This is a genomic window from Haemophilus sp. 27098_8_127 (assembly GCF_041433495.1).
In the GTDB taxonomy this organism is placed as follows: domain Bacteria; phylum Pseudomonadota; class Gammaproteobacteria; order Enterobacterales; family Pasteurellaceae; genus Haemophilus_D.
In genome coordinates this window covers 58,254-82,669 of the sequence record NZ_JAPWBP010000001.1, presented here as the reverse complement: position 1 = coordinate 82,669, position 24,416 = coordinate 58,254, and the positions used below count along the sequence as shown (strand labels likewise).

At 39.8% G+C, this 24,416-nt stretch carries 20 protein-coding genes; 5 read left to right on the top strand and 15 right to left on the bottom strand.

The window, feature by feature from the left end; genetic code table 11:
- Positions 1-4: 4 nt before the first annotated feature.
- The 3 genes from O3746_RS00380 to gloB all read right to left on the bottom strand — a co-directional run bounded on the left by O3746_RS00380 (position 5) and on the right by gloB (position 2,891).
- Complete coding sequence (locus O3746_RS00380; RefSeq protein ID WP_290990157.1) at positions 5-748, bottom strand: phosphodiester glycosidase family protein; 744 nt, start codon at positions 746-748, stop codon at positions 5-7.
- Positions 732-2,054, bottom strand: coding sequence for a glutamyl-tRNA reductase (hemA, locus tag O3746_RS00375; protein ID WP_290990159.1), 1,323 nt, complete (start codon positions 2,052-2,054; stop codon positions 732-734). The genes O3746_RS00380 and hemA overlap by 17 nt, the downstream gene beginning before the upstream one ends.
- Before the next feature lie 135 nt (positions 2,055-2,189).
- Entirely contained in the window at positions 2,190-2,891 is a 702-nt protein-coding gene (gloB, locus tag O3746_RS00370; RefSeq protein WP_290990161.1) for a hydroxyacylglutathione hydrolase, read from the bottom strand.
- A gap of 10 nt (positions 2,892-2,901) precedes the next feature.
- Here gloB and O3746_RS00365 point away from each other — a divergent pair, with 10 nt between their 5' ends.
- Positions 2,902-3,618: a class I SAM-dependent methyltransferase gene (locus tag O3746_RS00365; protein ID WP_371447419.1), complete on the top strand. Its 717-nt coding sequence runs from the start codon at positions 2,902-2,904 to the stop codon at positions 3,616-3,618.
- Here the strand turns inward: O3746_RS00365 and O3746_RS00360 are convergent, their stop codons facing one another.
- The gene (locus O3746_RS00360; RefSeq protein ID WP_049370256.1) at positions 3,619-3,957 is read right to left on the bottom strand and encodes a YegP family protein; all 339 of its coding nucleotides are present in this window, start codon (positions 3,955-3,957) and stop codon (positions 3,619-3,621) included.
- Positions 3,958-4,136: 179 nt separating this feature from the next.
- On the opposite strand from O3746_RS00360, the gene ycaO reads away from it, so the two are divergent.
- Together ycaO and gyrA are read left to right on the top strand one after the other, a co-directional pair.
- Positions 4,137-5,900 (top strand): 30S ribosomal protein S12 methylthiotransferase accessory factor YcaO, encoded by a 1,764-nt coding sequence (ycaO, locus tag O3746_RS00355; RefSeq protein WP_371447417.1) that lies wholly within the window; start codon positions 4,137-4,139, stop codon positions 5,898-5,900.
- A gap of 153 nt (positions 5,901-6,053) precedes the next feature.
- A complete protein-coding gene (gene gyrA / locus O3746_RS00350; RefSeq protein WP_014065640.1) occupies positions 6,054-8,699 on the top strand; it encodes a DNA topoisomerase (ATP-hydrolyzing) subunit A in 2,646 nt (881 codons plus the stop codon).
- Between the two features lie 98 nt (positions 8,700-8,797).
- Here the strand turns inward: gyrA and O3746_RS00345 are convergent, their stop codons facing one another.
- The 6 genes from O3746_RS00345 to sstT are packed head-to-tail and all read right to left on the bottom strand — an operon-like array spanning position 8,798 to position 14,197.
- A complete protein-coding gene (locus O3746_RS00345; protein WP_197560584.1) occupies positions 8,798-9,355 on the bottom strand; it encodes a molecular chaperone in 558 nt (185 codons plus the stop codon).
- 23 nt (positions 9,356-9,378) lie between these two features.
- Entirely contained in the window at positions 9,379-9,984 is a 606-nt protein-coding gene (locus tag O3746_RS00340; RefSeq protein ID WP_371447415.1) for an NAD(P)H-dependent oxidoreductase, read from the bottom strand.
- Positions 9,981-10,436 (bottom strand): NfeD family protein, encoded by a 456-nt coding sequence (locus O3746_RS00335; protein ID WP_371447413.1) that lies wholly within the window; start codon positions 10,434-10,436, stop codon positions 9,981-9,983. The genes O3746_RS00340 and O3746_RS00335 overlap by 4 nt, the downstream gene beginning before the upstream one ends.
- A 52-nt stretch (positions 10,437-10,488) precedes the next feature.
- Positions 10,489-11,403 carry an SPFH domain-containing protein gene (locus tag O3746_RS00330; protein WP_049366068.1) on the bottom strand — a complete coding sequence of 305 codons (915 nt, stop codon included), beginning with the start codon at positions 11,401-11,403 and terminating at the stop codon, positions 10,489-10,491.
- Between the two features lie 45 nt (positions 11,404-11,448).
- Positions 11,449-12,897 (bottom strand): molybdate ABC transporter ATP-binding protein ModF, encoded by a 1,449-nt coding sequence (gene modF / locus O3746_RS00325; protein WP_371447411.1) that lies wholly within the window; start codon positions 12,895-12,897, stop codon positions 11,449-11,451.
- A gap of 58 nt (positions 12,898-12,955) precedes the next feature.
- Positions 12,956-14,197, bottom strand: a complete 1,242-nt coding sequence (gene sstT / locus O3746_RS00320) for a serine/threonine transporter SstT (protein ID WP_371447409.1) — start codon at positions 14,195-14,197, stop codon at positions 12,956-12,958.
- A 273-nt stretch (positions 14,198-14,470) separates the two neighbouring features.
- Between sstT and O3746_RS00315 the strand changes: the two genes are divergently transcribed.
- On the top strand, positions 14,471-14,920 hold the full coding sequence (locus O3746_RS00315; protein ID WP_075915980.1) for a LexA family transcriptional regulator: 450 nt from the start codon (positions 14,471-14,473) through the stop codon (positions 14,918-14,920).
- A gap of 79 nt (positions 14,921-14,999) precedes the next feature.
- Here O3746_RS00315 and O3746_RS00310 read toward each other — a convergent pair whose 3' ends face one another.
- The 4 genes from O3746_RS00310 to aceE all read right to left on the bottom strand — a co-directional run bounded on the left by O3746_RS00310 (position 15,000) and on the right by aceE (position 21,882).
- Complete coding sequence (locus O3746_RS00310) at positions 15,000-15,551, bottom strand: NlpC/P60 family protein (RefSeq protein WP_371447406.1); 552 nt, start codon at positions 15,549-15,551, stop codon at positions 15,000-15,002.
- A 162-nt stretch (positions 15,552-15,713) separates the two neighbouring features.
- Positions 15,714-17,138, bottom strand: a complete 1,425-nt coding sequence (gene lpdA, locus O3746_RS00305; RefSeq protein ID WP_371447404.1) for a dihydrolipoyl dehydrogenase — start codon at positions 17,136-17,138, stop codon at positions 15,714-15,716.
- A 91-nt stretch (positions 17,139-17,229) separates the two neighbouring features.
- Positions 17,230-19,128 (bottom strand): pyruvate dehydrogenase complex dihydrolipoyllysine-residue acetyltransferase, encoded by a 1,899-nt coding sequence (aceF, locus tag O3746_RS00300; RefSeq protein ID WP_371447402.1) that lies wholly within the window; start codon positions 19,126-19,128, stop codon positions 17,230-17,232.
- An 87-nt stretch (positions 19,129-19,215) separates the two neighbouring features.
- Complete coding sequence (aceE, locus tag O3746_RS00295) at positions 19,216-21,882, bottom strand: pyruvate dehydrogenase (acetyl-transferring), homodimeric type (RefSeq protein WP_371447400.1); 2,667 nt, start codon at positions 21,880-21,882, stop codon at positions 19,216-19,218.
- Positions 21,883-22,189: 307 nt separating this feature from the next.
- On the opposite strand from aceE, the gene mgsA reads away from it, so the two are divergent.
- Positions 22,190-22,648 (top strand): methylglyoxal synthase, encoded by a 459-nt coding sequence (gene mgsA / locus O3746_RS00290; protein WP_070582169.1) that lies wholly within the window; start codon positions 22,190-22,192, stop codon positions 22,646-22,648.
- Between the two features lie 55 nt (positions 22,649-22,703).
- On the opposite strand, the gene O3746_RS00285 is transcribed toward mgsA, so the two are convergent.
- Positions 22,704-24,203: a YdgA family protein gene (locus O3746_RS00285; protein WP_371447398.1), complete on the bottom strand. Its 1,500-nt coding sequence runs from the start codon at positions 24,201-24,203 to the stop codon at positions 22,704-22,706.
- Positions 24,204-24,416: the final 213 nt, after the last annotated feature.

The following is a 24,416-nucleotide window of genomic DNA, read 5'->3' as shown; positions in this document are numbered from 1 at the left end:
TTTGCTATTTTTTGTTCACATCAAGAACGGAGATCATTCCCACAAAATGCTTCCAATGCAAAGAGCTAAATTGCCCTGGAATGTACCAATTAGAAATGGTTCCATCAAGATATAAGGCATCCTGACAACCAATTTTAAGCAAACCTTGACTCAAGGTATAAAGATTAGGCTCACCTCTTATCGTCATCAAAAATAGCAATTCATTTTGCTTCGTCAAACACACTGCATTACGCTTATGATAGCTTTCTAGGCTTGCTCTAAATTGCGGATTTATTTTGCCATGAATAATCAACATCGGGCCTGATTGCAGCGCAAAATCCGGCTTGAGTTTACTTTTCTGATAAGCGGATGTGGTTAAAATGTAGGGCTTATTTTTTGCAATGGCAAACACACCATTGGGTTGTACATGAAAGTTACCTTTGCCTGATTTTGTATTTAACGCATTGAGCTCTTTTCCATGCTCAATCCATAATCCCGCTGGCGTGTTATTCATGCTATAAATGCCTGCATTCATGATCATTTTCACGTTATAGCTAGGCTCTAAGGCATTTTTGAGACGCGTTAAACTTTGATAATCTTTACCTTCGGCATCTTTCCAATGTAGCTGTACTTCTTCGGGCTTTGCTTGGAAAATTCCGTAAGTAATATTGCCATCATCAAAAGTTCGGTATTCCGCTAGGGCTGGCACACTCATCAGTAACGATGCACTACCGAAAAGTGCGGTCAAAAATTTAATCGTTTTTTTCATTCAAAGGATGGGTTAAATGCAACGCATTTGAAAAGGCATGCAACCCTTCTGCATTACCCGATCTCATCATGGATTGCATAGTTTGGGTTGGTGCATGAATGAGTTTATTTGTTAATTTATAACTTAATTCTTGCAGAATTTTTTCAGCATTCTCACCTTGTTGAATTTGGTGTAACGCTTTTTCGAGTAATTCTTGGCGAGTATTCTCTGCCTCATCACGGTAATGACGGATCAAATTGGAGAATTGTTGAACTTTCAACCACTCAAAGAAGGCATTACATTCTTGCGTGATGATATCTTGTGCTTGCTCTGATGCTTGCTCACGTTGAGAAAGATTGCGTTGAATAATATCTTGCAAATCATCCACGGTGTAATGATACACACTTTCTAATTCAGAGACATTTTCATCAATATCACGAGGCACGGCGATATCAACCATTAAAGTCGGTCTAAATTGGCGTGCTTTCTCCGCAATTTCAGCCATCGCTTTAGTGATTAAAATAGTCGGACTGCCTGTAGAGCTGATAACAATATCGGCTTGATTTAGCGGTGTTTGCAATTCATCAAGCGAATACACATCAATCGGTGTATTAGACGCTAATTTTTCCACCAACTGCTCAGCACGAGATAAAGTGCGGTTAGCAATCATCAATTTTTTTACACCGTGGCGTAATAAATGACGACTCACCAATTCAATGGTTTCCCCTGCCCCAACGAGCAAAATTTGTAATTCACGTAAAGATTCAAAAATTTGACGTGCCAAGCTACAAGCCGCATAAGCCACCGATACGGCACTTTCACCAATATTGGTTTCAGTACGCACTCGTTTTGCTGTTGCAAAGGTTTTTTGGAACAAGCGAGAAAGCGTACTTGAAAGCGGAATATTAGCCGCTTGATAATAATCTTCACTAATTTGGAAAGCTTGTTTCACCTGTCCTAAAATTTGCGGCTCACCCAAAATTAATGAATCCAAACCACAGGCCACGCGCATTAAATGATTTGCTGCTTGTTGATTTTGATGCGCATAAATACTTTTATTTAATTCATCGACAGAAAGCTGATGAATGTTAGCAAACCAATTTATACAGTTCGTTTGCCATTGCTTACACTCTTGGGGTGAAATTTGACGATGGTGAAGATAAATCTCTGTACGGTTACAAGTAGAAAGAATAACCGCACTTTCAGCCAAATCTTGTTGGTGAATTTGTTGTAAGGCAAGCTGCCGCTTTTCTTCAGAAAAAGCGACTTTCTCACGAACAGCGACAGAAGCTGTTTTATGATTAATGCCTAGAACAAGAAGGGTCATAAAAACCTAATAAAAACAACCGCACTTTTATGAATATGCGGCTTAAGTAGAAAGTAAAAGTTTCGCTATTTTAATGAATTGTTGAGAATTGAGCAAATTTCAAGAGAAAAAACTCAAATAAATAACTAAAATGAGTTAAAACTTATCTTTCGCTAAACGCCATTGTGTAAATTCGTCTAAATTTTTTGCTTGTAAAAACGGATTAATTTGTTTCTCTAATTCAATTGTTGTCGGCAAGCTCGGCTTACCCTCTGCTCGATAACGTTCCACTAAAACACGTTGATTTTTGACCGCACTTTTATCTGCCAATACGGTTTCCGCAAAAGCTAAATTACCCAGCGTATATTCATGAGCGGGGCAAACAACGGTTTCATTCGGTAATTGATTAAAACGTTGCATAGATTCAAACATTTGTGCAAAATTTCCCGTAAATACGCGACCACAGCCCGCAGAGAATAACGCATCACCGCAAAATAAATGCCCATCCACCAAATAGCTGACATGCCCTGCTGTATGACCACCACTTGGCAAAACTTCAATATGATAATGTGCCGTATTAATCACACCACTATCCACGATATTGGTTGCCCCTTTATTTGCACATTCTGTTGGGCCGAAAACAGGTACATTTGGATAATATTGCTTAAATTCCGCGACACCTTGCACATGATCATCATGATTATGAGTTAATAACACCGCCTCTACGTCTAACTTATTCGATTCTAAGTACGGAATTAAACGCGTTATTTCTGGGATATCGATCACAATTACAGGGAAATTTTCTCGTCTATAAAGCCAAATATAGTTATCATTGAGTGCAGGAATAGAAACTAGCATAAATTACCTTATGAAAATAGGATTAACATTGAATTGGAAAGCCAAATGGCACAAGCCTCTTCTTTCACCTGAAAGTTGGCAAGCGTTACCGCAAGGTGAAGCCTATTGTAACGTATTAACCGATTATTTTGCCCAATGGACACCAAAAATTTTAGGCTATCAAATTCTGAAAGTCGGTGCCTTAAGTGGCGAAATAGCCTTTGACTTGCCTTTACGCCATCAAATTGTGTTAGCAGAAAAAATCGCACATTTTCCTAGCGCACTTTTAAATGAAAGTGACAGTTTGATCCAAGCCTCACCATTAGCCTTGCCTTTTATTGAAAAAGAAATGGATGCCTGCTTGTTGGCAAACACCTTAAATTTTGCGCAAGATCCTCACCAAATATTGCGTGAAGCACATCGCGTTTTAAAGGATGACGGCTGGATTTTCATCACGTTATTTAATCCGATGAGTCCATTACTTTTCAAACCGAAGTTAGGTGACTTCAAATTCCGACAATATGCTACTTGGCGAGTCATTGACTGGTTATCGTTATTAAATTTTGATGTGATTGCAGAAGAAAGACTATCCATAAAACAAGAAAAGAGCACGCTCTGCTCTCCGCTCACGGTAATCGTTGCTCAAAAACGAACCTATCCATTGACACTGAATCCGGAGAAAGCGCGGTCAAAAATGCCGGCGTTTTTAGAGCCGGCAGGTGCATTTAAAGAAATAAGAACAGAATGATTACTCTGAGACTTCTTTGATTACTGCAGAAGATGCGTTATTGATCACTGACTCAACGCCTTTTTCTGCTGCAGCTTGAGAAGAATAATATTGGCTACGGCCAATTTCTTGGTGGTTAGCCGCTTTTAATACGAAATAAGGTTTATCATTTTTCGCTACGCGATATTCAAAGTTTTTCGCATCCACGCCATTTTTTTGCACTGAAGCAATACCGTTTTCAGCTGATGCTTTAGTTTTATAAAGTTCGCTAGTTAAAATCACTTGTCCGTTTGCTGCTTTTAAGTTGAACATAAATTGTCCATCTTTAGCCACTTTTAATTCATAAAATCCTTGAGCCATGATATCTCCCAATTGGTTGATTTGTTTATAATTTTACCCACGCAGAAAATGCCTTTCTGCGCCAAGCTAATTTACCCTTAAAAATCAAGGAAAACAAGAGCAGAAGTGCATAAATTTTATGCTTGATTAGCTCACTAAACTCCCCTATGATGCTGGGGCTTTTTATAACAGGAACAATTATGACCGAACAAACATTTATCCCCGGCAAAGATGCCGCACTTGAAGACAGTATTTCAAAATTTCAACAAAAATTGACCGCACTTGGTTTCAATATTGAAGAAGCCTCTTGGCTTAATCCTGTGCCAAATGTATGGTCGGTACACATTCGTGATAAAGATTGCCCACAATGTTTTTCTAATGGCAAAGGCGCAAGCAAAAAAGCCGCATTAGCGTCTGCATTAGGTGAATATTTCGAGCGTCTTTCCACCAACTATTTCTTTGCTGATTTCTATTTAGGACAAGAAATTGCTAACGGTGATTTTGTTCATTACCCAGCTGAAAAATGGTTTCCAATTGAAGATGACGCCCTTTTACCAGAAGGGATTTTAGATGATTATCTATGGGATTATTTCGATCCAAACCAAGAACTAACGCCTGAATTACTTGTGGATCTGCAATCCGGTAATTACGATCGTGGTATTGTCGCCATGCCTTATGTGCGCCAATCCGATCAACAAACCGTCTATATTCCGCAAAGTATCATTGCGAATTTATATGTTTCTAATGGGATGTCAGCTGGCAACACAAAAAATGAAGCGCGTGTGCAAGGGCTTTCAGAAGTCTTTGAGCGCTATGTGAAAAATCGCATTATTGCAGAAGCGATCAGTCTTCCTGAAATTCCAAAATCCGTGATGGATCGCTATCCATCCATTCAAGCCTCTATTGCCAAATTAGAGGAAGAAGGTTTCCCTATTTATGCCTTTGACGCCTCATTAGGTGGCAAATATCCTGTGATTTGCGTGGTATTGCTCAACCCCAATAACGGCACGTGCTTTGCCTCTTTTGGTGCACATCCAAACTTTCAAGTGGCACTAGAGCGTACCGTAACGGAGCTTTTACAAGGCCGCAGCTTAAAAGATCTCGATGTATTCTCTCCTCCATCATTCAATAATGATGATGTGGCTGAACACGCTAACCTTGAAACACACTTCATTGATTCTAGCGGTTTAATTTCTTGGGATTTATTCAAAAATACGCCAGATTATGAGTTTGTAGATTGGGATTTCTCAGGTTCAACCCAAGAAGAATATGAAAACTTGATGGCTATCTTTAATGCAGAGGAAAAAGAAGTCTATATCATGGATTACAACCATTTAGACGTTTACGCTTGCCGCATTATCGTACCAGGCATGTCTGATATCTATCCTGCTGATGACCTCATTTATGCCAATAATAATATGGGTATGGACTGGCGCGAGATCTTATTGGATCTACCACACCATCATCATGATGCTGAAACTTACCAAGAGTTATTGGCAGAATTAGATGAGCAAGATATTGACGATGCCACACGTGTTCGCGAATTTATCGGTATCGTGGCACCAAAAGCAAGCGGTTGGACAACATTACGTGTTGGTGAACTGAAATCCATGCTTTACTTAGCATTAGGTGAATTAGAATTCGCCTTAGATTGGGCAAACTGGACGATGAATATGAACAGCTCTGTATTTACGCCAGAACGTGTGAATTACTATCGTGCCTTAATCAGTATCATTGAATTGCATTTAGACAGTACTCGCGATCCACAGCAATATCGCACTGTATTTGAAAGAATGTATGGCAAAGAAGCCGTTCAACAAGCTTGGGCTGTAGTGGCAGAAAAAGGTAACCCGTTCTATAACTTGCCATCCAGCGATGAAACGCTTGAAAACTTCAAAGAACACCAAGCTTTACTTGGCGCTTATGCGAAATTACAAAAAGCTAAACGAGAAAATTGGAAGTAGATGATTTTCTCTCAATCATAAGGCGGACTTAATGTCTGCCTTATTTATTTCCGCATTAAAAAACTGCTTTAAAATCAACCGCACTTTTCACACAAAAACGCTTAAATTTATGCTATAATCCGTCGCAATTTTTTGATCAAAAAAGGAATAAAAATGACGGATTCAATCCATTCCTCTATTACCCCAGTCAATATTGAAGAAGAACTCAAATCTTCTTACCTTGACTACGCCATGTCGGTGATTGTTGGGCGTGCTTTGCCCGACGTACGTGACGGTTTAAAACCGGTGCATCGACGTGTGCTTTTCTCCATGGATCAATCTGGCATCACTGCCGGCAAAAAATACGTAAAATCTGCCCGTGTGGTAGGTGATGTAATCGGTAAATATCACCCGCACGGTGATTCTGCGGTGTATGACACCATTGTGCGTATGGCACAGCCGTTCTCATTGCGCTACATGTTGGTAGATGGGCAAGGTAACTTCGGTTCAATCGACGGTGATGCGCCAGCGGCAATGCGTTATACCGAAGTACGTATGCAAAAAATCACCCAAGCGTTATTAACTGACTTGGATAAAGAAACCGTGAATTTCTCGCCAAACTATGATGGCGAATTAATGATTCCGGATGTATTACCAACCCGTATTCCTGCACTTTTAGCAAACGGTTCTTCCGGTATTGCGGTGGGGATGGCAACGAATATTCCTCCACACAACTTAAATGAAGTTTTAGATGGCTGCTTGGCTTATATTGATAACGAAAACATCACCATTGATGAGTTAATGCAATATATTCCAGGTCCAGACTTTCCAACAGCGGCATTAATTAATGGCCGTAAAGGGATTGAAGAAGCTTATCGCACTGGCCGCGGCAAAGTGTATGTTCGCGCTCGTGCAAGCGTAGAAACCACAGATAAAGGCAAAGAGCAAATCATTGTGACCGAATTGCCTTATCAGGTGAACAAAGCCAAATTGGTAGAAAAAATTGCTGAGCTTATCAAAGATAAAAAAATCGAAGGCATCAGCAATATTATCGATCTTTCTAACAAAGAAGGGATCCGCATTGAAATCGACATCAAACGCGATGCCGTAGGCGAAGTGGTATTAAATCATCTCTATGCGCTTACCCAAATGCAGGTGACCTTCGGGATCAACATGGTGGCCTTAGATCACGGTCAACCACGTTTATTCAACTTAAAACAAATCATTGAAGCCTTTGTGATGCACCGTCGAGAAGTGGTGATTCGCCGTTCTTTATTTGAATTGCGTAAAGCCCGCGAGCGTACTCATATTTTAGAAGGTTTAGCGGTTGCGACATCAAATATCGATGAAATCATCGATATCATCCGTCAATCGAAAGAGCGTAAAGAAGCGGCAGAAAAATTAATTTCTCGTCCTTGGAAACTGAATAACGAAATTTTAGGTTTGCTTGATGCAGCGGCACGTCCAGCTGAGTTAGCGGCTGAATTTGGTATTAAAGGTTCGGATTACTACCTTTCTCCAGAACAAGTTGATGCAATCTTAGAACTTCGCTTACATCGCTTAACCGGTCTTGCTACCGAAGAAGTGATCAATGAATACAAAGAGTTATTGGTTAAAATTGCAGAACTTCTCCACATCATCAACAGCCCTGAGCGCTTGATGGAAGTGATTCGTGAAGAACTTGAACAAGTACGAGCACAATTTGCCGATGAACGTCGTACTGAAATTACTGCGGCTTCCGGTGATATTGATTTAGAAGATTTAATCGCTCAAGAAGATGTAGTAGTGACCCTTTCTCACGAAGGTTATGTGAAATATCAACCGCTTACCGACTACGAAGCACAACGTCGTGGTGGTAAAGGTAAATCCGCAACGAAGATGAAAGATGAAGACTTCATCGAAAAACTCTTAGTGGCGAATACTCACGATACGATTCTCTGTTTCTCGAGCCGTGGTCGCTTATATTGGTTGAAAGTCTATCAATTACCACAAGCTAGCCGTGGTGCGCGTGGTCGTCCGATTGTGAATATTCTACCGTTGCAAGAAAACGAGCGTATCACCGCAATCCTACCAATCTCTGCTTATGAAGAAGATAAATTCGTCATCATGGCAACGGCTGGTGGTATTGTGAAGAAAATTGCGCTAACCGAATTCAGCCGTCCACGTTCAAGCGGTATCATCGCCTTGAACTTACGTGATGAAGATGAATTAATTGGTGTGGATATTACCGATGGTTCTAACGAAATCATGTTGTTCTCTTCACAAGGTCGCGTGGTGCGTTTTGCTGAAAGCGCAGTACGTGCAATGGGTCGTTTAGCAACAGGTGTACGCGGTATTAAACTTGCTCTAACCAACGACATCGCTGACGATGAAAGTGCGGTCGAAATTGAAGAGGTTTCTGATGATAATGCAGAAGAAACACTCGATCTCAACATCGATAAAGTGGTTTCCTTAGTTGTGCCGAAAAATGACGGCGCAATCCTTACGGCGACGCAAAACGGTTACGGTAAACGCACACAATTAAGCGAATACCCAACCAAATCCCGTAATACCAAAGGGGTGATTTCGATTAAAGTGAGCGAACGTAACGGTAAAGTCGTTGCGGCGACACAAGTGGAAGAAACCGACCAAATTATGCTTATCACTGATGCGGGTACCTTAGTGCGTACTCGTGTAAGTGAAGTGAGCATCGTTGGCCGTAACACCCAAGGGGTTCGTTTAATTCGTACCGCAGAAGATGAGCACGTAGTCAGTCTTGAACGTGTTTGTGATGTGGATGATGAAGACGAAGGCACTGAAGATGTGACTTCTGAAGAATAATTGATCTTCCATTAAATAAAAGCCCCGCGTTTTGATTCGCGGGGCTTTTTTATTGCTCTCTAAAAATCTCTTTTAGGGATCTATTCTATTAATGAAAACTACTCGCCTTCTTCTAATTCATCAGCCATTGCAGCTAAGATTTCACGGGTTAAATACGCTAATGAACGATAGAAAGGAAGCGTTGCATAAGTTTCCACTTGGGTTAAGAATTTCGCTGCACAAGGCAATAAGAAATCACCGAATAAATCTTGTTGAGCGGATAGTGATTCCGTGTTGTCTTCTAACCAAGAAGCAGTAAGCAATAACAAAGCGAAATGATCCACATGCTCTGCCTCAGGCACATTACGAGTATTGCGGAAATCCACAAAACGTTGTACATCTATATCATAACTTGAAATAGCCGTTGGTACGTTACCGTTTGGACCAAACAATTTTTGATATTCTTGATCAAGCAACGTTAAATCAATTTTCATCTGTAAATTATCAATGGCCGCTTCGCTTTCTTTATCCGTAGAAAGTGCCCACACTTGACTTAAACCTTGTTGTTGCAGCCAATCAAATACCCCACTCAAAATGGGATCCGTAGGGCTGCGATAAAATAAATTGCCGAATAAACGGCTAATTAAAGAGAAATTATTAACTTGAGTTTCTGACATCTGTTGCTTTCCTATGATTGTGCTCAAGATTGAGCTAAAAGTGCGGTCAATTTTGCTGTTGTTTTTTCGGCAGCTTCATCAAGCATCGCTTGGCGAGCAGCATTATCGATAATATGAATATCCCCAAACAGGGTGTAATCCACATTCTCGATACCGCAATAATTAAATAAACCATTGATCAAACAATGATTGAGAGACTTATCCACGCCGTATTCTTGATATTTTGCTACGCTGCTACCAATAGTGATAAATTGTTGCATCGCTTTACCTTGAAGCAGACCTTTGGATTCGCCATTTTCTGTTTTATAAGCAAAACCATGACTTAATACACGATCTAAATAGCCTTTCAAGATTGCGGGAAAACCCATCCACCATAAAGGATAAATCATCGTAATCAAATCTGCTTGGCGAATAAAATCATGCTCTTGCTGAATTTCTGCCGGAATAATCCCTTTATTCGCCGATTGTAATTCTTCAAAGGAAATAATCGGATTAAATTCCATGGTGTAAAGATCGCGCAAATGGGTTTCAACACCAAGTTGTTGGCTTGCTTTTACAACGCGATCTACGATAGCACGACCAAAACTTTTTTGGCTATTGGGATGTGCAAAAATAATTAAATGATTCATTCCGTTACCTTTTTCACTAACAATGTGATGCCATCAACGCGTTCTACCACCACCAGATCATTCACTGTTAAATGCTCGCCTTGAATGCGCCATGTGGTATCGCCAAAGGCACCACGACCAATACCGTTAGAACCGATTTCTAATACCGTGCCTTTTTTACCTAACAGAATATGATCTCGTTGATTTAAGGTCGTACGTGATTGGTCCTGATTATCTTTGCTATGTTGGTATTTCCACCAAAGCAGCGAGAGAATAATCGCTAAAATCGCATAAAAAACGGCTAACACGGTTAAGGATAAACTTGGTACTAACGCCATTACACCAGCAGTCACAATCGCAGCCAAGCCCCACCACAATAAAAATACGCCGGGCACGAGGGTTTCAGCAATTAACAATACAAAACCTAATACTAACCAATGCCACACCGACCAAGTTGTTAACCAATCTGCCATATCAACTCCTTGAGAGAAAAAGTGCGGTCATTTTTAACCGCACTTTAGGAAATTACGCTTTTTTGTCGCCTTTTAACAGTTCGGCAATACCCGCTACCGAGCCGATTAAATTACCGGCTTCAAGCGGCATCATGACCACTTTGCTATTTGGTGAACCACCGATTTGTTTTAAGGCTTCTGTGTATTTTTGTGCGATGAAGTAATTGATCGCTTTGGTATCACCGCTGGCAATCGCTTCTGATACCATTTGAGTTGCTTTCGCTTCCGCTTCTGCTGCACGTTCACGCGCTTCTGCTTGTAAGAAGGCTTCTTGACGCTCCCCTTCCGCTTTCAGAATTCGGGCTTGTTTTTCCCCTTCTGCACGTAAAATTTCCGCCTGACGAATACCTTCCGCTTCCAACACTTCCGCACGTTTATTACGTTCCGCTTTCATTTGTGCGTTCATTGAATCAATCAATTCACGTGGTGGACGCACATCACGAATTTCAATACGGGTAACTTTAATCCCCCAAGGATTGGTCGCTTCATCCACAATTGCCAACAAACGACCGTTAATGGAGTCACGTTGGGAAAGCATTTCATCCAATTCCATCGAACCTAATACGGTACGAATGTTAGTCATGGTTAAATTAATAATCGCCTGTTCTAAATGATTCACTTCATAAGCTGCACTGCGAGCATCAATCACCTGGACGAAACAAACCGCATCAATGGATACGTTCGCGTTATCCTTAGAAATAACTTCTTGTGAGGGAATATCTAATACCTGTTCCATCATATTGATCTTACGACCAACACGATCCACAAATGGAACCACAAAGTTCAAGCCAGGCATTAAGGTGTGGGTATAACGTCCAAAACGCTCAATCGTCCAGTTATAACCTTGCGGTACAGTTTTAAGTGCCGAAAATAGCACAACAACAACTAATACAATAAAGACGATTGCGGCAATAGATAAGCCTTCCATAGATTGCTCCTTAATGATGAGGAAATATAAGAAAAGTCTATCAAATTAGACCGCACTTTGTACATAAATATATTTATCGTTTTCTCTTATAAATTCAAAAAGATGCGTAATGCAATTCGGGGCATCTAAATCTTGATGAGAAACAAATAAAAGCTGCGTTTCACTATTATTAACAAGTTGTTCAATAAAATGTTTCACTAGCTTACGATTTAATCCATCAAGCCCTTGAAAAGGCTCATCTAAAATTAAAACAGGCGGATGTTTCACCATCGCTCGTGTGATTAAAAGCAAACGTTGCTGCCCCCAAGAAAGTGAACGAAATGACGTTTTTGCTAAATGAGTCAGATTTAAACGAGCTAACCACTGCATGGCTTTCAAACGAATTGCCTCTGGTACTTGTTGATAAATCCCTATACTGTCAAAAAAGCCCGAAATAATGACATCTAGCACGGAACAATTCACACGATAATCTAAATGCAGTTGGCTACTTACGTAACCAATTTTTTGTTTAATATCCCAAATCGTTTCACCTGAGCCTCGTTGTTTACCAAAGATCACCACATGATTCGAAAATGCCTGAGGATGATCGCCTGTAATCAAAGAAAGTAAGGTTGATTTTCCTGCACCATTTGGTCCTTTAATCCACCAATTTTCATGAGGTTGAACAACCCAGTTTAAATGATCCAAAATGACTTTATCGCCATACTGGACCGTGACATTTTTAAGCTCAAAGTGCGCTTGGTTTTCAGGTAGTTTTAGTAATGGTGAGGCTGGTTCAGGCAAAGCCACATCAACAGATTGCTCTGCATAAACTAATTGTTGATAAATACTTTGTTGCTCAATGGATTGGCGTTCACCTTCTAATACTAACTCTAAATTTTCCAACATGGCTAAATGAGTGGACTGTTCTGGAATATCCGCTAGACGATTAACAATTAGAACAATTGCACACTCTTTTTTCAGTTCGTTCAGCATCGCCATCCAATCTTGCACAGATTGCTGATCTAGCCCTTCAAAAGGTTCATCTAAAATTAATAGGTCGGGCTTTTGTAATAACGCTTGTGCCAATAATACTTTACGTGTTTCGCCAGTGGAAAGTTTGATAAAGAAACGATCTAAGAGATAAGTAATCCCTAATTTTTCTGCAATCTCTTCGCAAAAATCTAGCGATGAACTGCCATTTAAGATCATTTCCCTTGCGGTTTTACCAAAAAAATCTGGATCGGTATCATCATTATTTAAATTCTTTAATGTCGCTTCAAGAATTTCTCGCTGTTTTTCAAAAGAGAAAGATTGAACACGTTTGAAAGTATTACGATACTCCCCTTCCTGCAAAGACAATTCATTTTGCAAAGCTAAAGCAAACGCTGATTTTCCACTCCCATTACTGCCTACCACAACCCAATATTGTCGTGGATCAATCGCAAAGTGCGGTAAGTTTAAGGTCTGTTTTTGATGAAGCTCAAATTTTGCCTGCTGAATTAAAAGTGTCATTCTCTTTCCTTTAAAAACAAAAGGCGAGCAATTTGCCCGCCTTGTCAGATTAATTTAATTAACCGTTTTTACGCTCTTCTTCCATACATACTGCCGCAGTAAATAATACGTCAGTTGAAGAGTTTAGCGCGGTTTCTGTTGAGTCTTGTAAGATACCAATCACAAAACCTACACCGATCATTTGAGCTGCAATGTCATCATTAATACCAAATAAACTACAAGCTAATGGGATTAATAATAATGAACCACCTGCCACACCAGAAGCACCACATGCACAAAGCGCTGCCACAATACTTAATAACACCGCACTGATGAAAGATACTTCGATGCCTAATGTATGAACAGCCGCTAACGTTAATACAGTAATGGTAATTGCCGCACCCGCCATATTGATATTTGCACCTAATGGAATTGCCACAGAATAGGTTTCTTCATCAAGATTTAAGCGTTTTGCTAATTCAATGTTTACAGGAATGTTTGCTGCAGAGCTACGTGTAAAGAATGCCGTTACACCACTTTCGCGTACACAAGTCCACACTAATGGATATGGATTACGACGAATTTTCCAATAAACAAGAATTGGATTAAGTACAAAGGCAGTAAATAGCATTGTACCGATTAACACGAATAATAAGTGAACATATCCACCTAACGCAGATAAACCTTTGTCAGATAATGTTTCAGCCACTAAACCGAATACACCGAAAGGTGCAAATGAAATAATCACGTGAACAATTTTAGAAATGCCTTCTGCAAAATCAGCCACAACCTGTTTAGTTGTATCTGATGCATGACGAAGGGCTAAACCTAAACCGATAGACCACGCTAAAACACCGATAAAGTTTGCTTTGAAAATTGCATTTAATGGGTTATCCACCACATTCAATACTAAAGCAAGCATCACTTGGCCAACAGATTGAGGCGCTGAACTCGCATCCTCTTTTACTGCAAGAGCTACATCTGATGGGAATGCCATACTTGCAATTACTGCAGCCACAGCCGCTAAGAAAGTACCCAAAAGATAAAGCACTACGATTTCTTTCATATTGCTTTTAGAGCCCACTTTCTTATTAGCCAGTGCAGCCATAACAAGGAAGAAAATCAAAATTGGTGCAACTGCACGTAATGCTTTAACGAAAATTTGACCCAGCACACCAAAGCTAGATGCAAGATCAATGCCTGATGAATTTTTAACACTCTCATTCACCAATGCAACAAGGATCCCGAGTACCAAACCAACAGCAATTCGTTTTACCAAATTACCTTGGAAAAGAAAATGAAATAAACGTGATGTATTCATAATAGTTTTAAATGAAGATTAAGTTGAACTTCAGATCGTTACGATCCACCGAAACAGAGTAAAGATAGCTTAAATTTTGTTTAAAAGAAAATTTTTTCTTTATTATTTTATTAAAAAATTGAACTTTTTAAGCTTGGAATGAATTTTTTCTAAAATTTTCGCCTATAAAAAAATTTTTTCTATGTCCTATTGACATACTGTATCTAACCACAGTATATTACACCTGTATAAACAACCAATGATTAAAAACACACTAACTAAAAGGAACACAAGATGATGAACTACGCAAATACAGTTGCACAAAATGATATGACGTTTTCTTATCATCCTATGCCATTTTTCAATGATGTTGAAAGCAAATCGACATTTAATAAAAAATTAGATCTCAACCTTTATTGCATCAAACGTCCACAACAAACGTGTTTTATTCGTGTAACGAATCCGAATATGCTTGCTTGGGGAATTGAAATGGGCGATATGTTAGTGGTTGAAAAAAATGACAGCCTTTTCATCGGTGATCTTGTGGTATTGGAAAAACAAGATGAATTCCATATTTATGAATTTGCCGGTGTAAGCGGTAATGAATTTGTATTCATGGCATTAGATTCCAAAGTGGAGAATATTAAAACCACACAATGGACAAGCCTACCATTGGTTGGAACAGTAACAAATACCATCCACCAAATGAAACCAAGAAGAGATTTAATGAAATTTGCGGCTTAAGCCAATAAACAGATAATCTACGTAAAGAAAAAGTGCGGTTAATTTTAACCGCACTTTTTGTTGAAATAAAAAATTGTTATTACATCACGCGACGTGATTGTGTGTAAGTTCTTGCCCAGTAATCTTCATCTAATGAACTAATTGTTACACCTTGGCTTGAACTTGCATGCATAAATTGGTTGTTACCAATATAAACGCCCACATGGTTATTTCGACGGAAGAAGACTAAATCGCCTTTACGTAATTCATGTTTTTGGATTTGGCGACCTAAATAGCGTTGTTCTGAAGTTGTACGAGGAAGTTCCACACCATAAGCATCAAGGAAAGCGGTTTGCATAAATGCAGAACAGTCAATACCACGTTTTGTGCTTCCGCCCATTCTATAACGTGTACCACCCCATTCGTTATAAACTTGAGCAAGTGCTTTATCACCAATTAAACCAGATTTAGGACGGTTTGTTCTTAATTTAGGGTGAAGTCCACCTTGTTTCCCATCTAAACCTGCAATCAAACCCGTTAACTCAGCATCATCACTTTCACTAATCATGCCGTTTTGTGCCTGCCCCGAATTGTTAGAGCAGGCTGTTGTCAAAACAGCCAAACCTACAATAATCAAAATCTTCTTTAACATAGCTTTTAAATAATAAAAAAATATAAAAACAAAACTGGTCGGATTTTATCAAAAAGTCATTATGCCCGCCAGTCTTTATTGAATTTTTATGCAATTTTGTGAGTGAGATCTCAAAAAAATAAGGGCTACTCAATGAGCAGCCCTTAAAAGGATTAGAATTGATTATTTTTTCTTCGCTTTTGCATTTGGAAGATCGGTAATTGAACCTTCAAATACTTCAGCCGCAAGACCTACAGATTCATGAAGTGTTGGGTGAGCATGAATCGTTAATGCGATATCTTCCGCATCACAACCCATTTCAATCGCAAGACCGATTTCACCTAACAATTCACCACCGTTAGCCCCCACGATAGCCCCACCAAGTATACGATGAGTATCTTTATCGAAGATTAATTTGGTCATACCTTCTGCACATTCAGATGCAATCGCACGACCAGAAGCAGCCCAAGGGAATTTAGCGACTTCGTAATTTAAACCTTCTTGTTTACATTCTTTCTCAGTTTTACCTACCCAAGCTACTTCTGGTTCAGTATAAGCAATAGAAGGAATGACTTTTGGATCGAAGTAATGTTTTTGTCCTGCAATCACTTCTGCCGCTACGTGACCTTCGTGGACACCTTTGTGAGCTAACATTGGTTGACCAACAATATCACCGATTGCAAAGATATGAGGCACATTAGTACGCATTTGCTTATCAACATGAATGAAACCACGCTCATCCACTTCAACGCTAGCTTTACCTGCATCGATCAATTTACCGTTTGGTGTACGACCGATTGCCACTAACACTGCATCATAACGTTTAGTGTCATTGCATGCTTTACCTTCCATTGAAACATAGATACCATCGTCTTTTGCTTCAACTGCAGTCACTTTAGTTTCAAGCATTAACTTGAATTTTTTCTCAACTTGTTTGGTGTAGATTGCAACAACATCTTTATCTGCTGCTGGAATTACTTGGTCAAACATTTCAACCACTTCAACTTCAGAACCTAATGCATGATATACGGTACCCATCTCTAAACCGATGATACCACCACCCATGATTAACAGTTTTTTCGGTACTTCTTTTAATTTAAGTGCATCTGTTGAATCCCAAACACGTGGATCTTCATGTGGAATGAATGGTAATTGAATTGGGCGAGAACCCGCTGCGATAATCGCATTATCAAATTTAATTGTGGTTGGTTTACCATCACGATCACGTGCCACTAATGTGTGTGGATCGGTAAACGCCGCTAAACCTTCAACAACGGTGACTTTACGTTGTTTAGCCATACCTGCAAGACCGCCTGTTAATTTAGCCACAACCGCTTCTTTACCTGCGCGCACTTCATCTAAATCAATGCGAGGCTCAGCGAAATACACACCGTTTTTGCTTGCGTGTTTTGCTTCTTCAATTACTTTAGCAACGTGAAGTAATGCTTTAGAAGGGATACAACCTACGTTTAAACATACCCCACCTAATGTTGAATAACGTTCAACAAGTACTGTTTCTAAACCTAAGTCCGCACAACGGAATGCCGCTGAATAACCTGCAGGACCAGCACCAAGTACCACAACTTGGGTTTTAATTTCTTTACTCATTTTTACCTCGTAAAAACGTTCAAATTTTTGACCGCACTTGCGGTCCTTTCTGTAAGATGTGAGCCTAATCACTCACATCTTACCGTGTTAATTACATCACTAAGCGACGTAAGTCAGCTAATACGCCATTGATATAGCTTAAGAAACGAGCACCATCAGCACCATCGATCACGCGGTGGTCAAAAGATAATGATAATGGAAGCATTAAGCGTGGCTCGAATTCTTTACCATTCCAAACTGGTTGCATTTCTGATTTAGACACACCTAAAATTGCCACTTCAGGTGCATTTACGATTGGCGTAAAGTGAGTTGTACCAATACCACCTAAGCTTGAAATGGTGAAACAACCACCTTGCATATCAGAACCTGAAAGTTTACCGTCACGTGCTTTTTTGGAGACTTCCATTAATTCACGAGAGAGTTCGATAATACCTTTTTTGTTCACGTTTTTAAATACAGGTACAACAAGACCGTTTGGTGTATCCACCGCTACGCCAATGTTGATGTATTTTTTAAGTGTTAATTTTTGACCGTCTTCAGAAATAGAGCTATTGAAACGTGGGAACGCTTCTAATGCTTTCGCTACGGCTTTCATAATGAACACAACTGGTGTAATTTTCACATCCAATTTTTGTTTTTCAACAATCTTGTTCTGTTCTTTACGGAATGCTTCTAAATCGGTGATATCTGTGCGATCGAAGTGAGTAACATGTGGAATCATTACCCAGTTACGATGTAAGTTTGCACCAGAGATTTTGTTGATACGGCTTAATTCAACTTCTTCCACTTCACCAAATTTGCTGAAGTCAACTTTCGGCCATGGTAATAAACCTAAGCCTGCGCCGTTTGCCACACCATTACCCGCTGCTGCAGAAGATACAGTGCCTGTTTCAAACGCTTTAACAGCGGTTTTCACGTAAGCTTGAATATCTTCTTTTACTACGCGACCTTTACGACCCGTACCTTTTACGCGATCAAGGTTGATACCGTATTCACGTGCTAAACGGCGAATCACTGGAGTTGCGTGTGCATAGCCAGCGCTTGCGACAACTTGTTCTTGGCTTAAGCCAGATACATTACCTGGTTGTGCTACCGGCGCCGCTGCAGGTGCTGCTTGAGGCGCTGGAGCTGCCGCTACTGGAGCCGCTGCAGGAGCAGGTGCTGCACCCGCCACTTCAAATTTCATAATTAATGAACCAGTTGAAACTTTATCACCTGATTTCACTAAAATTTCTTTTACCACACCCGCGAATGGAGCTGGTACTTCCATTGAGGCTTTATCGCCTTCAACGGTAATTAAAGATTGCTCTTCAGAAACGCTGTCACCAACGGCAACCATGATTTCAGTTACGTTAACTTCATCACCACCAATATCAGGTACGTTCACTTCTTTAATGGCTGAAGCTGTTGGTGCTGCTGCAGGTGCTGCCGCCTGTTGAACTGGCGCTGCGGCTGGTGCTGCACCCGCCACTTCAAATTTCATGATTAATTTGCCTGTAACCACTTTATCGCCTACGTTGATTAAAATTTCTTTTACCACGCCAGCAACTGGAGCAGGGACTTCCATTGACGCTTTATCACCTTCAACGTTGATGATTGATTGATCAACTTCAACGGTATCACCAACCTTCACCATAATATCTGTCACGTTTACTTCGTCTGAGCCGATATCTGGTACATTGACTTCAACTACACTTGCAGCTGCTGGTGCGGCTGCCGGCGCTGGTGCTGCAGCGGCTGGAGCAGGTGCTGCCGCCTCCGCTGACTCTAGAACAAGCATTGGTGTGCCAGTTGTGACTTTATCACCCACTTTCACTAATACTTCTTTTACCACACCGGCTTCTGGTGCGGGTACTTCCATTGAGGCTTTATCACCTTCAACATTGATAATACTTTGATCAGCGATAATGGTATCACCTACTTTCACCATCACTTCTGTTACGGTAACTTCATCACTACCGATATCAGGAATTTGAATTTGTTTTGACATGTTATCTTACCTTTAAAAAACGCAGTTAAAATCAACCGCACTTTATTTGTAGATGATCCTGTGCGTTTTGCGCACAGGATGTTTTTATTAAGCGTAAAGCGGGTTTAAAACTTCAGTTTTTAAACCAAATTTCGCGATTGCATCAGCCACTACTTTCGCATCAAATTTGCCTTGTTTTGCAAGCTCATGTAATGCTGCAACCACAACATAACGCGCATCCACTTCGAAGTGTTCACGTAAGTTTGCACGGCTGTCTGAACGACCGAAACCATCAGTACCTAATACGTGATAGCTTCGTGCAGGAATGAATGCACGAACTTGTTCTGCGAATAATTTCATGTAGTCAGTTGCCGCAACAGCTGGCGCATCGTTCATGACTTGTGCAATGTAAGGTACACGTGGTGTTTCTGTTGGGTGTAACATATTCCAACGTACGGCATCCGCACCTTCACGAGCGACTTCAGTGAATGAAGGCACACTATATACATCTGAGCTTACGCCATATTCATTTGCAAGGATTTGTGCCGCTTCACGAACGTGACGGAAGATCGCACCAGAACCTAATAATTGAACATGACCTTTGTTGTCTTTCGCTTCAACGGTTTCAAATTTATAAAGACCTTTACGAATACCCTCTTCTGCACCTTTTGGCATTGCTGGTTGTTCGTAAGTTTCATTTAATGTGGTGATGTAGTAGAACACATCTTCTTGTTTTTCACCGTACATACGGTTGATACCGTCTTGTAGGATAACTGCCACTTCATAAACGTAAGCTGGGTCATAAGACACACAGTTAGGAATAACAAGAGATTGAATATGGCTGTGACCATCTTCGTGTTGTAAACCTTCACCATTTAATGTTGTACGGCCAGAAGTACCACCGATCATGAAACCACGTGCTAATTGGTCACCTGCTGCCCACATTAAGTCACCCACACGTTGGAAACCAAACATTGAGTAGTAGATGAAGAATGGAATCATCGGCAGGTTATTTACAGAGTATGAGTTCGCTGCCGCTAACCAAGATGATGCAGCACCTAATTCATTGATACCTTCTTGTAATACTTGACCATCTTTCGCTTCACGGTAGTAAGCCACTAAGTCACGGTCAGAAGGTACATAGTTTTGACCATGTGGGTTGTAAATACCGATTTGACGGAATAAACCTTCCATACCGAAAGTACGTGCTTCGTCAGCGATAATTGGCACAATTTGTTTACCAATATTTTTATCTTTCAATAAGGTATTTAAGAAACGCACGAATGCCATTGTAGTTGAAATTGGACGCGCTTGTTCTTCCAATAATGGGGCAAATTCTTCCAATGATGGCACTTTAAATTCAGTGGTGAATTTTGGTAAACGTTTTGGTAAGTAACCATTTAACGCTTTACGTCTGCCGTGAAGATAATTGTATTCTTCCGAACCTTCTGGGAAGGTGATGTACGGATAGTTAGGGATATCTTCATCTTTAATATCTAATTGGAAATGATCACGGAAAGATTTTAAGCTTTCGAGAGACATTTTTTTCGATTGGTGCGCAGTGTTTTTACTTTCTGCTTCAGGAATTTTATAACCTTTAACCATGTGCGCTAAGATCACAACAGGTTTACCTGCAGTTTGCGCTTTATGGAATGCCGCATAAAGTTTTTCTGAATCGTGACCACCACGTCTTAATGCCCAGATTTCATCATCTGTCATATCAGCCACTAATGCAGCGGTTTCAGGATAACGACCGAAGAAGTGTTCACGAACGTATGCACCATTCTTAGATTTGAAGGTTAAATAGTCACCGTCAAGTACTTCCATCATTAATTGGGTTAATTTGCCGGTAGTATCTTTTGCAAATAATTTATCCCAGCCACTACCCCACATAACTTTAATGACTTCCCAACCAGCACCAGCAAATAAACCTTCTAATTCTTGAACGATTTTGCCGTTACCCGTTACAGGACCATCTAAACGTTGCAAGTTACAGCTTACTACGAAGATTAAGTTATCTAAGCCTTCACGTGCTGCAAATGTTAAATCACCTTTTGCTTCGATTTCGTCCATCTCACCGTCACCAAGGAAAGCATACACTTTTTGATCTTTGGTGTCTTTTAAGCCACGGTTATCTAAGTATTTTAAAAAACGAGCAGTACGGATTGCATTTACTGGACCTAAACCCATCGATACTGTGGAGAATTGCCAGAATTCAGGCATTAATTTCGGGTGTGGGTAAGAAGAAAGACCTTTACCTGGTTCACATTCCTGACGGAAATTATTCATTTGATCCTCAGTAATACGACCTTCAACGAATGCACGAGCATACATACCTGGTGCCGCGTGGCCTTGGAAGAAGACTAAGTCACCGCCGTTTTTATCTGTAGCAGCTTTGAAGAAGTGGTTAAAACAGACTTCATACATGCTTGCTGCAGATTGATAAGTTGAAATATGGCCACCTAATTCAAGATCTTTTTTCTGGCCACGTAATACCGCCATGATCGCATTCCAACGTACAGCACTACGAATACGACGCTCAATAGCTTTATCACCTGGGTATGCTGGCTGTTCAGAAACAGGGATGGTATTAACATAAGGGGTTGTTACGCCACCTTTTGCAATGTTCACACCACCATTACGTGCCTGATCAATCACCTGATTGATGATGTAATGCGCACGCTCTGCGCCTTCGGCACGAATTAATGAATCAACAGCTGACAACCAATCTTGTGTTTCAATTGGGTCAATATCGTTTACTAAGGTATCTGACATAGTCTTTCCTTATTTTACTGAGTGAAAATGAAGTTTGGTCATGACCAAACACGAAAATCAAGCTTGTTAATCAATGTTACAAACATTTAACAAATCTTGTAAATTTTAGAAGATTTTTTGCAAGAAAGATAGTAGATTTTCACTGTTCTCACGCATTTCTTCCTGTTATTGCAATAGTCTTCATTAAAAGTGCGGTCATTTTTAAAGGATTTTTGGGTTTAAATTAAAGCATACTTTATATATTGCATTCCTTACCCGCTTTGATCTAAAGTGTTCGCATGCTTTTGAGCTTTTTAGAGGACAAAATATGAACACGACAACTCGCCCAATCTTTTCTCATAAACGAATAGCGCTCGTTGCACATGACAGCTGCAAACAAAATCTGCTCAATTGGGTAAAGAAACACAAAGAAGCACTCGCTCCCCATCAACTTTATGCGACGGGTACAACTGGCCATCTATTAGAAAGAGAAACGGGACTCAAAATAGCCTCGCTATTAAGTGGCCCTATGGGTGGCGATCAACAACTTGGTGGACTAATTGCTGAGAAAAAAATTGATATGATGATTTTCTTTTGGGATCCGATGAACGCCGCGCCACATGATCCCGATGTAAAAGCCTTAATGCGCATTGCAACTGTTTGGAATATTCCTGTGGCAATTAATCAAAGTACCGCTGATTTTCTTTTAACATCAAGCTTATTTGATCAAGAAATCAATATTGATATCCCCGATTATGAAGGATATTTAAAAGCACGTTTAAATTAACTAAATAAAAAGGAGATAAATCACTTTATCTCCTTTCTGTTTATTTAGTCGTTAATTACTTACCTTGCATTGCCGCGCTCATGATCAACATAAATAACACGCCTTGCACCTGCTCTTCAGGAATCACTTGACCATTGAGTTTGAGTTCGCCGTTTTCGAGCACTAAAGCAAGCGTCACATTTTTATCGTTATTCACCACAATATTTTGTGCTGCTGCTTGTTTGGCTTGCTCTTCAATTTTCTCTTTAATCAACGCTTTATCTTCTTCTGGAGCAAATTGTGTCATGATTTTTTCTGCTGTCGCTTTATCTACATGAATATGCACCGCAAAATCCGTAAATTGTTTATATAAACTTCCTTTCATTAAATCAAATTTTGGATCTTTCGCTAATGCCACATTGAGATCTAATGACACTTTACCTTGATTATCTGAAATTGATACTGGGTTGAGTTTAAGTTGAGGCTGATTATTAAAAATAGCCATACCATGCTCTTCAACCCATGAACTTAAAATTTCAGATACCACTTCATCATTCACATTTTTATCATCTCTAACAGACTTAAATACCGTGAAAACAGCTTCAATCAACGCATTTGCTGCGTTTGCTTCAATATGATTTAATTCACTATTGTTAGTTAACTTCCCTAACTCTTTTCCATCTAGAACAAATGAATCTACTGCACTCTCACTTTTTAAATTTACAAAATCACCATTAAGTGAAATATCAGATGTGGCTTTTAAGCCTTTTTCAATAAGAGAAGTCGTTTTTCCAGCATAGTCCGTGCTCGTCATTTCGAAGCTTTCAGTTGAATAAGAACCTTTCCCCGTATAAATGTAAGCCCATTTTGTAGGATTGAATGAAGCATCCAATTTCATGCCCTTCATCTTCGTTTTTACCGACTTAACTGCAGTAGCGTCCTGGCTATCCCCATCTGCACTACTAGGGCCTAAATCAGCAGTCACTTCGTCTAAGGTCATGTCATATTTTCCCGCTCGATCTTTATCTATATCAAAACCAATGTTGATATTTGACCAGGAGATCTTATTTTGCGGTGAGTGAGGATCTGCCATTTCCCCAGCTGCTAATTCAACTTTACCTTTTGTTGCTAAACTATAGCTAGTCGAAGCTTGATATTGAACAGGTTTATCTGATTTAAGAAAATCAAATAGCGGCTGAGTTGTTTCATTTTTACCAATCACACCTTGTGCTGAAAACATTGTTGGTACGAAGTTAAATTTTTCCAACTGATTAAGTGGAAATGGTCCATGATAAAGCTTAGTTGAAAGTGGAATAGTAAATACTTGTCCTTCTTTTGGTAAAGAAATAACGACTTCATCTTCCACTTGAGAAGTAAAGAAACTGCGATCAAATTGCTTATTTTTATAAACAAGATTCACTGAATCTGGCAAACCTAAACTTTGGAATTTTTGGTTCGCTAATTCAATTTGACGCAAATATTCAGTTTGTGCTTTTTCCCCAGTAAACCATGCACCACCGATGCCGACAATACCGAGGGCAACAATGACACCTAATGCTACAGTTGATTTTTTCATTTTGATTCCTTTGCTAACTAATAGATGATTAAAATTGCTGGCAATTTATCACAAATCACAATTTTTTTCTTATTTTTAAAAAATAATTTTATATCCCCCCTTGAACTTCTCATCTCTGGACTTATTTTGTAAAACAAGAACGGAAATGACCGCACTTTAAAAGGAAGAAAAATTTTTAAATCTTGCCTCTTGAAATGCGAAAAAGTATCCACA